Raw genomic sequence first — 15453 nt, 5'->3', positions numbered from 1 at the left:
CTTGGGACTCAAGGCCCTTTCTTACCGGTAAAGGACCTGGTTAGAGTCGCGTGCCGTGTCCCCCGAAAAGCTCGCGGCCGCCGAGACCGACTCCACGACCACCGGTCCGGATGGCGCCGCCGAGTCCGTTCCGAGCCCGGCCACCGCTTCCGAGCGCCGGTCCCCCGGTTCCCTCGTGCGGCGGGCGGCGCGCAGCGCGTCGATCATCGCCTTTCTCACCTGGATCGTCGCCCTGCCGCTCGCGTTCTGGCTGCCGGACCGCCTGCAACTCGATCCCTTCGTGCAGCGCTCCGCCAACCTTCCGCTGGCCGTGCTGCTGGCGACGACCGTCGTGCTGGGCGCGATCTCGCTGCGCTGGCGCGGCCCCTGGCTGATCGGGGTGAGCGCGGGCGCCTTCGCCGCCTACGCCGCGCTGGTGATGCGCAGCGCGCTGTCGGGCACGCCGTTCGGCTACTCGGACTTCGCCGGGGCGGGGGAACGGATCTCGGCCATGGGCGACTCGGGGCGGATGGCGGCGATGGCCGTGCGGTACACGGTGAGCTGGGGCACCGCCGACGGCATCGTGGGGACCGTCGCCTCCGAGTACCCGCCGCTGTACCCGTACCTGATCGGCAAGAGCGCGCTGCTGCTGGACGAACCCGCCTGGATGCTGATCAAGCCCGCCCAGACGGTCACGATGTCCCTGGCACTGCTGGCCGGGTTCGTGTTGTGGGCGCGCGTCGTGCCGCCGGCGGCGGCCCTGGTGATCACGCCGCTCAACCTGCTGCTGTTCCTGGAGCCGTCCAAGGCGTACGAGATGCTGGCGCTGGCGGTGACGGTCCCCCTGGTCCTGCAGACGGTCGCGCGCCCCGGACGGGGACGGCTCCACTGGCTGCCGGCCGGCCTGCTGTACTCGACGCTCCTGCTGACCTACTACGCCTACCTGCTCTTCGGCGCGATCGGCGTGCTCGCGTTCGCCTGGTGGACGTGGCGGCACGAGGACGACCGGCGCGCCTACCTGCGCTACCTCGGCCGCATCCTCGCGCTGGTGGCGGTGCTCACGGCCTGGTACACCATCCCGTACCTCTGGTCGATGCTGGGCGGCGGCCAGCAGATCGGCGACCAGTACTCCGACGGGCGGCTGTCGATCAATCCGTTCCCGTTCCTGTCGATGAGCCTGTTCGGGCTGCTGCAACTGATCGGACTGCTCGGACTGCTCTGGTACAGCCGCTCCCGCTGGTGGGCGCCGCCCCTGCTGTCGATGGTCGGCGGGGTCTACGCCTACCAGGCGATCAGTTACCTCCGCTGGGTGCTGACGGCGCACAACGGACTGCTCTACTACTCGCGCTACCTGGTCGGGGCCTGCCTGGTCGCGGGCGCGGTGCTCAGCGCCCGGGAAGCGGTCCCGGCCCTGGCCCAGCGGGCACGCCACCTGGTCGCCACCGGCAGCGTGACCGTGGTCGTCGCGGTCACCATGGCCTTCACCGGCTACGGCTTCTGGTACGGCTGGATGCCGGTCAACCACTGGAAGCCGCGGCTCAGCCACGGCGCGGCCGTCTCGTGGAAGTCCACCGAGCACTCCAACCACATGGCGTCCCGCGCCCACTACATGTACTTCCCCGACGGCAGCCAGCCCAGGCACGCCGCCCAGGTCTCCTCGCTGCTGCCCCGGCTCAAGGGCGACGGGCAGTGGCGCTACCTTCCGATCGACGCCATCCAGCGCACCGTGCACGAGGTACGGCCCCACGACGTGAGGCCGCACGTGCTGTCCTACGACGAGCAGCTGTTCGCCTTCCTCCCCTGGAACGGCCACCTCGGCGTGGACCGGGTGGCCTCCTACGCCGCGGTCCGCTGGCCCGACCGCTTCCAGCGGCTCGTCGAGCTGAGCAGGATCACCGATCCGGCCGCGTTCGCGCAGGCCACGGCCCGTACCGGGTTCGGTCCCATCGACGTGTTCGTCCTCCAGGCCCGGGGCGACGACCTGGTCTGGCGCGGCATCCAGGTGCCTCCGCCCCAGCGGGACCTGCACTTCACCCGCGCCCAGTTCAGCGATCCCCAGTTCGTCGTGAAGGACCTGGGGTACGGCACCGTCATCGCGGTCAGGCGGCCCTCGTGAGCACGGCGGCGGAGTCCGGCCGGGCGCGCATGACGCCGGCCGGACTCCGCCGGCGGACGCTCCCCGGCGACGCCGACCGGCCGCGCCGCGCCACCGTCCGGTCCGTGCCGTGGTTGCTGCTGGCGGGCTGGGCCGCTCAGGTGGCCGTCCGGCTGGTCCTCACGGCGCGGGCGGAGGCACCGCTCGTCTACCCGGACGAGGCCGGCTACCTCGTCGCCGCGCGCTGGCTGACCGGCGGCGTCGGCGGGGACTTCTCCGGCTCCACCTTCTACCAGCCCGGCTACGCGCTGCTGCTCGTTCCCGCCTACCTGATGGGCGACGACCCCTCGTCGGTCTTCCGGACGGTCCTGGTGACCAACGCGCTGATCGGCGCGCTGGCCTTCCCGCTCGGTCACCTGGCGCTGCGGCGACTGGGGTTCGCCCGGACCGACGCGTTCGCGCTGGCATGGGCCGCCGCGCTGCTGCCCGCCACGACGTTGTTCGGGTCGGGCGCGCTGGTCGACGCGGTGCTTCCGGTGATCGTGCTGGGCTGGCTGCTGGCCCTGGACCGGTTCGTGCGCGGAGGCGGTGCCGCGGCCGGGATCGTATCCGGGCTGGTCGCGGTCTACGCCTACGCCACGCACATGCGGGGCACCGTGGTGCTCGGCGTGCACGTCCTGGTGCTGGCCGGGTGCCTGGTCGCGCGGCGGCCACGGCGCGCGGCGGCGTCGGCGCTCGCGGTCGTCGTGGTGGGGGGCGTGGCCGCCGCCCTGCTCAACGGACACGTGCGGGACGCCCTCTATCCCGGCGGGCCGAAGGACCACACCGGGATCCTGATCGACCACCTGACCTCGTTCGGCGGGCAGGTGTGGGCGCTGTCGGGCTCGGCGGGCCAGCTCTGGGCCATGATCTGCGGCACCTGGGGGCTGGGCGGGCTAGGCCTGGTCGCCGTGCTCGGCGTGCTGCTGCGGCGGCGTTCGCCCGCCCCCGACCGGATCATGGCGGGAGTCCTGCTGGCGGTCACCGCGGGCGTCTCCTACGGGTCGGTGGCGGCGCTTCCCAACGAGCACCGGGTCGGCAACTTCGCCTACGGCCGCTACATCGCCTGCGTCGCCCTCGTCTACACGCTGGTCGGACTGGCGGCCCTGGCGCGCCTCCCGCGCGCACGGAATGCGGTGGCGGGCGCGCTGGCGCTGCTGGTCGGGACGGCGGCGTGCGTCCGGCTCTACGGGGGCAGCCGCCTGGAGACCTACACGTTCATGGGCTGGGACTTCCCCGAGGTGGGGCTGCTGGCGCTGAACTACCAGGAGCTGGAGCTGCCGACCTCGACGCTGGTGGCGGGCGCGCTGATGGTGGCGCTGTGGGGGCTGGGCCGCTGGGGCGTGGCGAAACTGGCCGTGGGGCTGTTCCAGATCAACCTCATCGCCGCGCTCTTCATCAACCTCACGCTGGTGCGGTACGCGGCGTACCCGTTCGCGTCCCCGCCCGTGCGAGCGGGCGGCGTCGCCGTCGACGAGCGCCACCCCGTCGACTACCGCCCCGACCCGCCCCTGCTGACCGCGCGGCTGGCCGTGGCGGTCGACTGGACCGGGCTCGAACGGTTCGATCCGCGCCGGGGCGCGCCGCGCGCCGGCGTGTGCACCGCCATCGTGTCGTGGCCGGTGGGCATCCTCGCCGCCGACAGCTGGCCGCGACACCCGCCGGGCTGGCAGTACCGGCGGGAGGGGCTGAACGGCATCTGGTGGGTGTACTGGTGGGACCCGGCCTGCGCGACGGGCGGACGCCGATGACGATCACTGCGGAGCCGGACACGGGCACGGGCGCCCGCCGCGCGTGGGCGGCGGGACCCTGGCCGCTCGTCGCGGCGTGCGCCCTCCAGGTGGCCGTGCGGCTGCTGCCGTCCTGGGGCCGCGACTTCCCGCTGATCCACCCGGACGAGCCCGGCTACCTGCTCGCCGCCCGCTGGCTCGCGGGCGGACCGGGCACCGACTTCACCGGCATGCCCTTCTACCAGGGCGGATATCCGCTGCTGCTGGCACCCGCGTACTGGGTGACCGACGATCCCGGCCGGGTCTACTCGATCGTCCTCGTCGTCAACGCCCTGGTCGGCGCGCTGCTGTTCCCGCTCGCGCGGGCGGTGCTGCTGCGCTGCGGCGTGCGTCCCGGCCCCGCTTCGGTGATCTCGTGGGTGGCGGCGCTGCTCCCCGCCACCACCCTGTACGGCGGGCTCGCGATGTCCGACGCCGTCCTGCCGGTGATCGTGCTGGGCTGGTTGCTGGCCGCCGACCGGTTCGTCCGGTGCGGCACGCTCGGTCCGGCGCTGCTGGCGAGCGCGCCGGCCGCCTACTCGGTCACCGTCCACGCGCGCGGCACGATCGTCCTGCTGGTGCACGCGGTGCTCCTCGCGGCCATGGCGGCGCGCGGACCGGCCCGGCGCGTCGCCCTGATCGCGGGCGCGGCGACCGGCGCGGCCTGCGGTGCCGCCCTGGCCTTCAACGCGTGGGTCTCCGGCGCCCTCTACCCGGGTGGATCGTTCGACCTGGGATCGACGATGCAGGACCGCCTCACCAGCCCGTCGGGCCTGCTGCGTACGGTTACCGCCGCCAGCGGCCAGCTCTGGGCCATGTCCACCGGCACGTGGGGGCTGGGCGCGGTGGGCCTGATCGTGGCGGTCGCCGTCCTGTTCCGCCGCTCCTCCCCGCAGCCGGACCGGATCGCGGCCGCCCTCCTGCTGGCCACCACCGCCGGGATCACCCTCGCCTCGACGGCGGCGCTCCCCGACGAGCACCGGGTCGGCAACTTCGCCTACGGCCGCTACATCGCCTGCCTGTCGCTGGTTTACGCGTTGGTCGGGCTCGCCGCGCTGCTGCGCCGGGCGGCGTCGGCACGGCTGGTCGCCGGGGCTATCGGCCTGATGTTCGCTCTCGGCGGCTGGCTGCTGCTCTACCTGGGCGAACGGATCGACACCTACGCGGTGAGCTTCTACGACTTCCCGGAGATCGGCCCGCTCGGCGGCAGCTACCTGGAACTGCGGCCCCTGGTCATCTCGGCGTCGGCCGGTGCCCTGCTGCTCGTCCTGTACGGGCTCCTGCGATGGGGCACGCCCAAGCTCGCGGCCGCCCTGCTCGTGCTCAACGTCTCGCTGACCCTGGTGCCCAGCTCGGTGTGGCGGTTCGTCGAGGAGACGATGCCGCCCTCCGCCCTGCCCCGCACCACGGGCGGTGTCGCCATCGAGCGGCACGCCGCCGAACTCGACCTGGTCGAGCCCGAACCGCAGCTCGTCTACTCAAGGCTCGCCAACGCGGTGTGGTGGACCGGGCTCCAGCAGTTCGACCCCGCCCAGGGTCCGCCCCCCGGCGTCTGCACAGTGATCGTCTCTTGGCCCGCAGGAGTCCAGGCCGCCGAGACCTGGCCGCAGCGTCCGCCAGGGTGGCGTTACCAACGTTCCGGCGCGCTGGGCGCGCTGTGGTGGGTCGTCTGGTACGACCCCGCCTGCCCGTCCGGAGCCGCCCAGTGAAACAGGAGAACGAACAGTGCGTTGCGTGAGAGGCACGGCCGCCGCCGTCGCGCTCGCGGTCACGGCGACCGCCTGCGGAGCGTCCGCGACCACGCCCAAGGGCACCTTCACGATCGGGTTGGCCCTGGAGGCGGGCGGACCGGGCGACCTGTCGTACAACGACGTGGCCGTGTCCGGGATCGACCGCATCCGCACCACCGCCGAGGTGCGCCTCTCCCAGGCGACGGCCCGCCCGAACGAGCCCGAGGGCGACCGCGAGACCCGGCTGCGGACGCTGGCCCAGGGCAACCGCATGGTCATCGCGCTGGGACCCGCCTACACCCGCGCCGTCGAACGCACCGCCAAGGCGTTCCCGAAGGTGAAGTTCCTGGTCGTCGATCCCGAACGTTGCAAGGTGAGCGGCGCGAACGTGGCCGGGGCGTGCTTCCGGACCGAGCAGGGCGCGTACCTGGCCGGAGCGGCTGCCGCCCTCAAGACGAAGTCGAACGTCATCGGCTTCATCGGCGGCACCGGCTATCCGGACGCCGCCAGGTTCCAGGCCGGCTACGAAGCAGGCGCCAAGGCGACCCGGCCGGACATCCGCATCCTCCCCGCGCGGTACGTCACCACGGAGAAGGAAGCGCGCGAGGCCGCCAAGCAGCAGCTCGACGGGGGCGCCGACATCGTCTTCCAGGCGGCGGGCCGCCCTGGGGCGGCCGTCATCGCGGCGGTCGCGGGAGCGGGCCGCCAGGTCATCGGCAGCGGCGCCGACCAGTACCACCTGCCCGCCCTGGCCTCCTCGCGCGAGCACATCCTGACCTCGGCGCTCAAGCGCGTCGACCTGGCGGTGTTCCTGTTCTTCGTGCTGTCCGCCGACGGTTTCAAGACCGGTACCGAGAACTACGACCTGAAGCTCGACGGCGTCGGCTACGCGACCGCCGGCGGCCGCCTGGACGACGTCGCGCCCCGGCTGGACGCCCTGCGGCTGGCGCTGCTCGACCGTAAGGTGAAGGCCCCGGCGACACCTCAGAAGTAGGAGTTCGACGAGGCGGCGGTCCGGCCCGCGAAGTACTCCTTGACCTCGGAGCGGAACACCAGGATCAGGATCGCGATGGGCAGGACCATGTTGGTCAGGCCGCGCGGATCACCCTGCCCCAGGCGCGAGAACGACAGCAGGATGTAGAAGATCTCCAGCGCGATGATGCCGCGCCGCAGGCCCTTGCTCCCCTGGGGGATGCGCAGCGCCAGGACCAGGCTGAGCACGCCGGGGAAGACGGCCCAGACGGCGGCGCCGAACGAGGCCGCGGAGACACCCACCGTGATCATGAACGCCAGCGTGGTGACGAACGTGATCCCGGCCACCACGAACATGAGGATCCGGACGGCTTTGACGGTCTTCGGCATGATCCCACCTCCAGTGCCTGAACACCGTAAGGCATAACGGGCCAGAACGGCTCACTCCATTATGGGAACGATCCAAAGAATTCATGTGCGGACCACCGCCCCGAAATTGGGCCCTGGGACCCATGCCCCGGAAGCTTCTACTCCCTAGCTTTGACTGACTCTGTAAATCAGGGCACGGGGATGTGTGCGGTGCGGTCGATGCGCTACGGACGGGAACCGGACTCCGGGGCGAGCGCCATTGAATACGGTGCGCTTCTGGCTCTTGTCACTGCGCTTGTCGCTGTACTTCTCAGCTCGATGCTGCCGGTCTTCTCCACCGAGACGAAAACGAAGATCTGCCAGGTCTTCCAGGGCGGCGCGTGCAAGACCACCATCCAGGCGCCGGGCGGCACGGCCGCCAAGCCGGGCCAGCACACCGACGCCAACGGCCGCCGCGTCGATGCCAGCGGTCGGCCGGTGGACGCCAACGGCCAGCCCTTCCCCGTCGACGCCGCCGGACGGCCGCTGGGCCCCGACGGCAAGCCCCTCGGGATCGACTCCAACGGCCGTCCCGTCGATTCCAGCGGCCACCCCGTGGACGCCAACGGCCGCCCCCTCGGCCCTGACGGCCGTCCCTTGGGTCCGGACGGCCGCCCCGTCGACGCCAATGGACAGCCGGTCTCCACCAGCGGGCAGCCCGTCACCGCCGATCCCAACAAGTGGGGACCGAACTGGCAGCAGAACTACGCGGGCTTCACCACTCCCTGGGACCGGTTCATGGCTCCCATCAACAACGCCGTCAACGGCTTCTTCGACGGTCTGGCCCGCGGCGTCAAAGAAGGGGTCCAAGGACTTCTCGGCGGAATCTGGAGCGACGTCAAAGGCGTTGTCGAACCGTTCATCCACCCGATCGAAACCGTCAAGGGCCTGTGGTGGGCCGTCCAGCATCCCAAGCAAGCCGCCATATCCCTGGTCTGGGACGACGATTCCAAGAAGGACTGGGACTCCGGCCACAAGGTCCGCGCCATCACCCGGGCCGGCTGGAACGTCGGCTCCTGGTTCATTCCCTACTACAACGTCGGCAAGATCGTCAGCAAGATCGGCAAGTTCAACAAGCTCGCCAAGGTCGCCAAGGCGGCCGAAGCCGTCGGGAAGCTCGGCAAGTTCGGCAGACTCGCCAAGGAGGCCGAGGACGCGGCGGCCCGCGCGCGCAAGGCCGCCGACGCGGGAGACGTCGATGGCGTGCGTAAAGCCACCGAGGAAGCCCGTACCAAAACTCAGGAGGCCAAGGACGAGGCGAAACGGGCGGGCTGCAAGGTCGGCTCCCTCGGGCCGCCCCGCAGACGTGCATCAGCACGGACGCCCATGGCCGCCGTCGCGCTCACCACATCGCTCACGCTGCGGGCAGGACGGGCTCTCGGCGCCACCGCGCCGACCTGCGAAACGGGTCAAGGCCTCCAGCAGAAGGTCGAGCAGTCGCTGCGCGACGCGGGCAGGCGGCTCGTGGAGAAACTGCGCAACGCGGGTCCGGGCGCGCACGGGGTGCAGCGCCATCTCGACCCCGACGACGACAAGCTCAAGTGGCGGCTCGGCAAGCCCAAGTTCGTGCCCGACCCCAACGACCCCAGCAAGTCCATCCCCAGCCTGAAGCCCGACGGCACGGTCAAGGTGCACAACAACACCAAGCAGGACCCCATGAACCCGAACTCCGTCGACCCGGCGCTCCATCCGCCGAACACGATCGACAACAGGGACATGGTCAAGTCCACTCCTACGCACACGGCCCCGCACCAGGTCGGCTCGTTCTCGACGGCCTTCTCCGACGCGCTCGACATGGCCGTCGCGGAGAACAAGCTGCGCCAGCACATCAACGCCGACGGAGTGGCCGAACTCCCCATCAGCGACATCCCGTTCCCCGCGGGAATCCAGTCGCGCCTGCGCGGTTACTACATCGATCCCGACCCGGCGAAGACGACGCCGAATTCCATCGCCTACAAACCGATCGACTTCACCGGCGGCACCATCAAGGCCATCTACCGCAGGGATCCCAACACCGGAAAGCTGTATCTTTACACGATGTACCCGAACCCCAAGCCGGGAGTGAACCCCTGACCAGGCCAGGCTGGATTCCCGAAGCATGACGGATCAGAAGGACCCCTTTGCGGAAGTGCTGGAACTGGCGGCCGACGTGGACGGCCCGGAGTTCCTCGCCCGCGTGGACCACGGAACCACGTCGGCGGCCGAGCAGTTGCACGCCCTGCTCGATGACAAGGGACTGATCATTCCGTCGGGACAGGGCACACCGTGGGAGGCTCCCGTCACCGTCGAGGACTTTCGGTCGCGTCTGCACGAGGTGTCCCGCGACGACGTCGGGCCGACGCTGATGAGCGTGCTGGCCGAGAACCTGGTCTACGACGCGCTGGGCGGGCCGATGAGCCGCGAGAACGCCGCCGCCCTCACTGAGCGGTTGATCCAGGCGATCGGTCCCACCGGCCGGTGGTGGAGCAACTACCACGTGAGCGGCGAGCGGCCGGGAAGCTGGGATTCGGTGACCGTCTACACCTTCGACCGGGTGATCATCGGCTCCGGGGGCGACACCACCGTCACCCTGGTGGCGATCGACGAGGACTGATCGTCAGGACGAGGACCGGCGGCTGACGGGCGCGGCGTCTAGACGGCGCAGGGGCTCCGGGCCGATGGCCCGGAGCCCCTGTGCGAAGCGGGATCAGTTGATGGTCAGGCCGGTCGCGTTCGCGCCGGGCTTGATGTTCCAGGGGATGGCCACCTCGACCGACTTCAGTTGCGCCGGGGGCTTGTAGGTGTTCCACAACACGACGCTGTCGCCGGGGCCCAGCTTCTCCTTGGCGTCGTTGGTGAAGCCGGAGCACAGGCAGGGGCCGGCGGAGGTCTCCAGCGGCCAGTAGCGCATCTTGGCGGCCGGGTCCACGAGCATGACGCCGCCGGTGGAGGCGCCGCGCTTGGTCGGGTAGCTGCCGTGCAGCAGCACGTTGCGCTCGAAGTTGTTCAGGTCCACCTCGGCCGAGCCGGTGTTCTTGAGCGTCCACACCAGGGTGGTCAGGCCCGTCGCGTCGCGGTGCAGGTTGTTGATCTCGTACGCGAGGCCGTTGGACGGCTCGATCTTGCCGCTGGCCAGGACCTGCTTGTCACCGGTCTTGTAGGGCTGGCCGGAGGTGGGGGCGGCCGGGGGCGGGGGCGGCTTGGGGAAGGAGACCGCCACGCGGCGGTTCTTGCGGCGGCCCTCCTCGGAGCCGTTGTCGGCGATCGGCTGGGAGGAGCCGTGGCCCGCGGTCTGGAAGGTGATGCCCTGGCGGGTCACCAGCCCCTTCAGCCGGTCGGCCACGTTCTGGGCCCGGCGCTGCGACAGCGGCTGGTTGATCGCGTCGTTGCCGCTGTTGTCGGCGTGCCCGTCCACCTTCACCGTGGGGCCCTTGGACGCGTCGATCTGCTGGGCCACCTCCTTCAGCAGGGCGTCGGCGCGCGGCGTCAGGTCGGCCTTGTTGAGGGCGAACAGCACGTCGGACGACAGCCGCACGTTGCGGTTGTCGGCGTCCTCGTCGACGCTCTGCTCGATGCCCTCGGCGACGCTGTTCACCTGCAGGATGCTCGGCGGGGCGAGCTGCGCGCCGGCGGGGTCGACCGTCTGGTCGGGCAGCGGCTTGACCTGGCCCTGCCCGAGCGGCACCTCCTGGAACGGCAGGGCGACGGGCGTCGCCACCGTGATCGTGGTGACGTCGGCCGGCGGTGCCGGGAAGACCGCGTACAGATCGGCGGAGGCCCCGGGGGCCAGCGTCTCGGGCGGCTTGGAGCACAGGCACGAGGCGTCGGTGCCCTTCAGCGGCCGGTAGAACTTGTTGTTCCTGGCGTCCAGCAGCCCGAAGCCCGACACGTAGAAGGACCCGCCGCGGTCCTTGTCGTTGGCCGGGTCGGCGAGGGAGTAGCCGAGCTTGATCGCGGTCTGGCCGTCGTTGACCACCCTGAACTGCCCGGTCACCGTGGTCGCCGAGGTGCGGCTCAGCGCGGTCAACTCCAGGCGCCCCGTGCCCTCCTTGAGCGGCAGGGGGGACGAGCGCTGCACCGGCGGGGCGGCCGGCCCCGACGGCTGGGCTCCGCCCGGCGGCCGCGAGGCGGGCGCCTTCTTGGGCTCGTCGTCACCACAGGCCGACAGCACGAGGAGACCGGCGACCGCCACTGCGGCTCCGCGCAGCCCCGCCCCTGCGAACTTGTTCATGCATTCCTCTCTTCCGGACGCACAAAAACACCGTGCAGGAAGAGCGGCTTTTGCTCGCTCTTCCTGCACGGTGTTTCAGCGGTATTCCCCTCCGGGGCGCGGAATGCCGCGGAGATCAGTTGCTGAAGATTTCCTGGATCTTGCCGGTGACCGCGGTCTTGAACTCCGAGTTCGCGATGCCGACGAGAACACCGATGACCACTGCGGACACGACCAGCAGGGCGCCGTACTCGATCGCGCTGGCGCCGCGGTCGTCGGTCCGCTCCTTGAGCTGGTCCACCCGGCCCTGGACGAAGGTCTGAAGCGTGACGTAGAGGGGGATGATCGGGTTCATTCGCTGTCTCCTGACCGCTTGCCGGTGGCGCTTTCTTGAGGAGAAAACTACGGTTCACCGGCTGCCTCTCCCAGGGTCCAGCGGCCCAATTCCAGCCCCGTCCCGTTCCCCGCCCGAATAGGGCCTGCGGGCCCAAGGAGCCCCGGGCCCCCGAACGGCGGGAGGTCAATGGCCCGCCCCGTCCGCCGTCCCGAGCCACAACGCGATCGCGGCGGCCCGCGAGGTCACGCCCAGCTTGGCGTAGATGCGGTTCACGTGGTTCTTGACCGTCTTCTCCGCCAGGAACAGCCGCTCGGCGATCTCGCCGTTGGACCGGCCCTGCACGATCAGGCTCATCACCTCGGTCTCGCGGGCCGACAGGCCGAAGCGCTCGCCCACCGACGGGGCGGCGGCCTGGCGCGGCTCCACCGGGTCCGGTGCCGGGTCCACCGCCCGCGAGTCCTGCCGGAACGCGCCCACCAGGGCCGACACCGCCACCGAGGACAGCGGGTTGCTGCCCCGGACGGCGCTGTGCACGGCGTTGGTCAACTCCTCGGCGCTGAAGGTGCCGTGCACCAGGTAGCCCACCGCCCCGTTGCCGATGGCGGCCCGCACGGTCGCCGGGTCGTCGGTGTACGTCAGCATGATCACCTGGGTGATGCGGCTGAGCGACTCCACGGCCGCCACCCCGCCCATCAGCGGCATCTGCACGTCCAGGAAGACCAGGTCGGGCCGGAGCCGCTCGGTCTCCTCCAGCGCGGTCAGGCCGTCCCCCGCCTCGCCGACGACCTCGATCCCCGACACCTCCAGCAGCGAGATCAGGCCGGAGCGCACGACCACGTTGTCGTCGACGACCAGCACGCGGGGGGTCTTCATTCAGCTCACCTCGACCACTCGTTCGGCGGATTCCCCGACGAAGTTGCCAACATGGATGCGCAGGGTCGCCGTGGTGCCGGCGCCCGGCGCGGAGGTCACCGTGACGGCGCCTCCGGCGCGGGCGGCGCGCTCTGCCAGGCCGATCAGCCCGTAGTGCCCGCCCCGCGCCAGCTCGACCGGCGACGGCAGGTCGAACCCCCGGCCGTCGTCGTGCACGGTGAGCACGACGTCCGGCCCGTCCCGGTACAGCCCGACCTGGACGTGCTCGGCCCCGGAGTGCCGCTGCACGTTGGCCAGCGCCTCCCCCAGGATCGCCAGCGCCTCGTGCCGGGCGCGCTGGGGCAGGTCGATGCGCGCGTCGATCCGCCGCTCGACCGGCAGCGCGACCTCCCCCGCCCAGCGCTCCACCTGCGCGCCGACGACCTCGCCGAACGGGAGCGTGAGCCCGTCGTCGCGCAGTTCGGTGAGCAGGACCCGCGCCTCGCGGGAGGCGATCTCGGCGGCCTCGGCGATCTTCTTGGCCTCGTCGGCCGCCCGGTCCTGGTCCTTGGCCAGCCAGATCGGCAACGTCCCCGCCGACAGCGCGATGCCGCGCAGCGTCTTGACCAGGGAATCGTGCATCTCCCGGGCGAGCCGCGCGCGCTCCTCGGCCGCCGCCGCGTTCGCCTCGGCGTGCCAGCGCGCGGCCTCCTGCGCGCCGTAGTCGTCCAGCAGCCGCCGCAGCGCCACCCCGGCGAAGCCCGCCAGCGGGTAGGCCAGCGGCTGGCTGAAGACCGCCTGGAAGGCGACCGGCGCCTCGTCCGGCAGGGTCAGCAGGTAGGCGGTGTAGTAGCACACCATCTGGAGGCCGACCACCGTGAGCATGCCCTGCCAGCGGTAGAGCAGGCCCGCCACGCAGGGCGTGAGCACCGTGCACAGGAAGAACGGCCCCGAGGTGCTCCCGCTGACGATGAACGCCGCGCACGAGATCCACATGTCCAGGCCGAACAACATCGGGTGCTCGGCCATCCGCGGCGCGATCAGCTGCCAGGCGCGGCCCGCCAGCCACGACATCACCACGATGGACAACACGATCAGGAACGAGGCCACCGTCAGCTGCTCGCGGGGCAGCAGGAGCAGGGTGAGCGCGGCGATCAGCATGCGGATCTGCATCAGCATGCGGAACGCCGCGCCCACCCGCTCCGGGACGGGCCGGATCCTGCTGGGCGCCAGGTCAGTTACCGATGAGACCACCCGCAGCACCTACTCCGGAGCCGTAGACGAGGGCCGCCATGATCACCAGGATCAGACCCGGCATGGCCATCGCCATGGTCACCCCAGTGATCTTCGGGTTGGCCTTCTGCGCCTTGCGCCTGGCCCACTGGGCCGACTCCCGTCGCATGTCGTTGCTGATGTCGATCAGTGCCTGGCCCAGCGGCGCGCCCAGCTCCTCGGCCTGCAGCAGCGCGGTGACGAACTGGTTGACCGCCTCGGAGTTGTTGCGCTCGCGCAGGTCCTGGAACGCCTCCCGGCGCGGGGTGCCCAGCTCCATCTGGCGCAGCGCCACGGTGAACTCCTCCGACAGCGCGCCGGGGATGGTCTCGCAGACGCGCGCGAGCGCCAGCCGGAAGCTGAGGCCCGCGCTGACCGTCACGGCGAGCACGTCCATGAAGTCGGGCATCGAGCGCTGGATGTCGTCCTGGCGGGCCTGCCGCTTGCCGTAGAGCACGAACTCGCTCTGGAAGCAGCCGACCAGGACCACCAGCCCGTACAGCAGCCGCCCGCTCAGGATGAGCAGCAGCGACAGGCCGCCGAACAGCACGACGTAGCCCGCCAGCCGGCGCGAGTAGGACTCCACCGTCATCCCGTTGGGCCGGCCCGCCGCGTCGATCCGCTTGCGGATCTTCACGCGCCAGGGGCCCAGCAGGTCCATCATCGGCCGGGCGAACGGGGCGCCCAGCCGCTCGGCGATGGCGTCCAGGATGAACAGGTCGTCGTTGCTCTTGACCTGCTCGGGGACCGCCGAGGCGCTGACCCGCTCGCCGGAGGCCAGCAGGGCCGCGCCCCAGCAGGCCAGGAGCACGCACAGCGCCGCCGCGGCGGCGAGGAGGAAGACCGTCGTCACCGCTGCCTCACACGTCGATCTTGGTGATCCGGCGCACGATGAGCATGCTGCCGACGAACAGGGTCAGGGCGACGCCCAGCACGATCTGACCGGGCAGCCGCTCGCTCATGGTGCGCAGCGCGCCCGGCTGGATCACGTTGACCAGCGCCACGCCGGCCAGGCTCAGCACGATGACGCCGTAGTTGGTGACGACCGACTCGCCCATGATCGTCTTGACCTCGCGGCGGATCTCCTTGCGCTCCTCCAGCGTGGCGGCGATGGTGCGCAGCGCGGTGACCAGCGACCCGCCGGCGCGGGCCGACACCACCAGCGTGCTGACCAGGACGCCGAGCTCCCGGGAGGGCAGCCGCTCGCTGAGGTCGCGCAGCGCGTCGTCCAGCGGCTGGCCCAGCCGCAGGGCGTCGGCGGTGCGCTTGAGCTCCTCGCCCGCCGGGTCGGCCAGCTCGTCGGCGGCGATCTCGATGGCGGTCCGCATGGCCAGCCCCGCGCTGGTGGCGTTGGACAACACCCGGGCCAGCTCGGGCAGCTGGGCGATGAAGTCGTCGCGGCGCCGCTCCTCCCGCCGGCGCAGGAAGGTGAGGAACAGCGTGACCACGCCGGCCGCCGCCACGATCCCGAACAGCGGGGCGATCCACTTGCCGATCAGGAAGATCGCGGCCCCGGCGCCGGCCGCCATCAGCACCACCAGCGTCGACACCCGCATCCGCACCCCGGACGCGGCCAGCCGCCGGGCCAGGGCCTTGCCCAGCGCGGTGCGGCGCAGCACGGTGTCCAGCCGGCCCAGCAGGCTGTTCATCCGGGCGTCGGACCCCAGGGCGGACCGGGCGACCAGGCGGCGCCGCTGCCCCCATCCGGCCACCAGGTCGCCGATCCCCCAGGTCGCGAGGGCGAGCGTCGCGGCCAGGATCAGCAGGGTCACCGGCAACGGCAGGTTCATCGGGTGCGGCCTCCACTCCTG

General features: G+C 71.3%; 13 protein-coding genes. 6 read left to right on the top strand and 7 right to left on the bottom strand.

The features are described 5' to 3' along the window. Positions 1-55: 55 nt before the first annotated feature. Genes AH6_RS09660 through AH6_RS09645 form a run of 4 tightly spaced genes read left to right on the top strand, consistent with a single transcriptional unit; the run spans position 56 to position 6606 of the window. Positions 56-2095, top strand: a complete 2040-nt coding sequence (locus AH6_RS09660; RefSeq protein ID WP_067477002.1) for an arabinofuranosyltransferase — start codon at positions 56-58, stop codon at positions 2093-2095. After that, entirely contained in the window at positions 2092-3864 is a 1773-nt protein-coding gene (locus AH6_RS09655; RefSeq protein ID WP_067476999.1) for a hypothetical protein, read from the top strand. The genes AH6_RS09660 and AH6_RS09655 overlap by 4 nt, the downstream gene beginning before the upstream one ends. After that, positions 3861-5591, top strand: coding sequence for a hypothetical protein (locus tag AH6_RS09650; RefSeq protein WP_157431373.1), 1731 nt, complete (start codon positions 3861-3863; stop codon positions 5589-5591). The genes AH6_RS09655 and AH6_RS09650 overlap by 4 nt, the downstream gene beginning before the upstream one ends. 25 nt (positions 5592-5616) lie before the next feature. After that, a complete protein-coding gene (locus tag AH6_RS09645) occupies positions 5617-6606 on the top strand; it encodes a BMP family lipoprotein (protein ID WP_169807821.1) in 990 nt (329 codons plus the stop codon). Here the strand turns inward: AH6_RS09645 and AH6_RS09640 are convergent. Then, a complete protein-coding gene (locus AH6_RS09640) occupies positions 6597-6974 on the bottom strand; it encodes a hypothetical protein (protein WP_067476991.1) in 378 nt (125 codons plus the stop codon). The two genes, AH6_RS09645 and AH6_RS09640, sit on opposite strands and share 10 nt — an antisense overlap. Before the next feature lie 198 nt (positions 6975-7172). Between AH6_RS09640 and AH6_RS09635 the strand changes: the two genes are divergently transcribed. Next, on the top strand, positions 7173-9065 hold the full coding sequence (locus tag AH6_RS09635; RefSeq protein ID WP_157431372.1) for a Flp family type IVb pilin: 1893 nt from the start codon (positions 7173-7175) through the stop codon (positions 9063-9065). Between the two features lie 25 nt (positions 9066-9090). Then, positions 9091-9585, top strand: coding sequence for a hypothetical protein (locus tag AH6_RS09630; protein WP_157431371.1), 495 nt, complete (start codon positions 9091-9093; stop codon positions 9583-9585). A 93-nt stretch (positions 9586-9678) separates the two neighbouring features. Here the strand turns inward: AH6_RS09630 and AH6_RS09625 are convergent, their stop codons facing one another. The 6 genes from AH6_RS09625 to AH6_RS09600 all read right to left on the bottom strand — a co-directional run bounded on the left by AH6_RS09625 (position 9679) and on the right by AH6_RS09600 (position 15432). Continuing rightward, a complete protein-coding gene (locus AH6_RS09625) occupies positions 9679-11202 on the bottom strand; it encodes an OmpA family protein (RefSeq protein ID WP_083982506.1) in 1524 nt (507 codons plus the stop codon). A 115-nt stretch (positions 11203-11317) separates the two neighbouring features. Then, positions 11318-11536 carry a Flp family type IVb pilin gene (locus AH6_RS09620; RefSeq protein WP_067476979.1) on the bottom strand — a complete coding sequence of 73 codons (219 nt, stop codon included), beginning with the start codon at positions 11534-11536 and terminating at the stop codon, positions 11318-11320. Between the two features lie 165 nt (positions 11537-11701). Beyond that, positions 11702-12391: a response regulator gene (locus AH6_RS09615; protein WP_067476976.1), complete on the bottom strand. Its 690-nt coding sequence runs from the start codon at positions 12389-12391 to the stop codon at positions 11702-11704. Beyond that, positions 12392-13624 (bottom strand): sensor histidine kinase, encoded by a 1233-nt coding sequence (locus AH6_RS09610; RefSeq protein WP_157431370.1) that lies wholly within the window; start codon positions 13622-13624, stop codon positions 12392-12394. It abuts the gene before it with no gap. Beyond that, a complete protein-coding gene (locus tag AH6_RS09605) occupies positions 13605-14495 on the bottom strand; it encodes a type II secretion system F family protein (RefSeq protein WP_067476971.1) in 891 nt (296 codons plus the stop codon). The genes AH6_RS09610 and AH6_RS09605 overlap by 20 nt, the downstream gene beginning before the upstream one ends. Before the next feature lie 7 nt (positions 14496-14502). Further along, the gene (locus tag AH6_RS09600; protein WP_067476968.1) at positions 14503-15432 is read right to left on the bottom strand and encodes a type II secretion system F family protein; all 930 of its coding nucleotides are present in this window, start codon (positions 15430-15432) and stop codon (positions 14503-14505) included. Positions 15433-15453 lie beyond the last annotated feature (21 nt).

The sequence above is a fragment of the Actinomadura hibisca NBRC 15177 genome (assembly GCF_001552635.1).
Taxonomy (GTDB): Bacteria; Actinomycetota; Actinomycetes; order Streptosporangiales; family Streptosporangiaceae; genus Spirillospora; species Spirillospora hibisca.
Note: the sequence above shows the minus strand (reverse complement) of the source record. Positions and strands in the feature narration are given on the sequence as shown.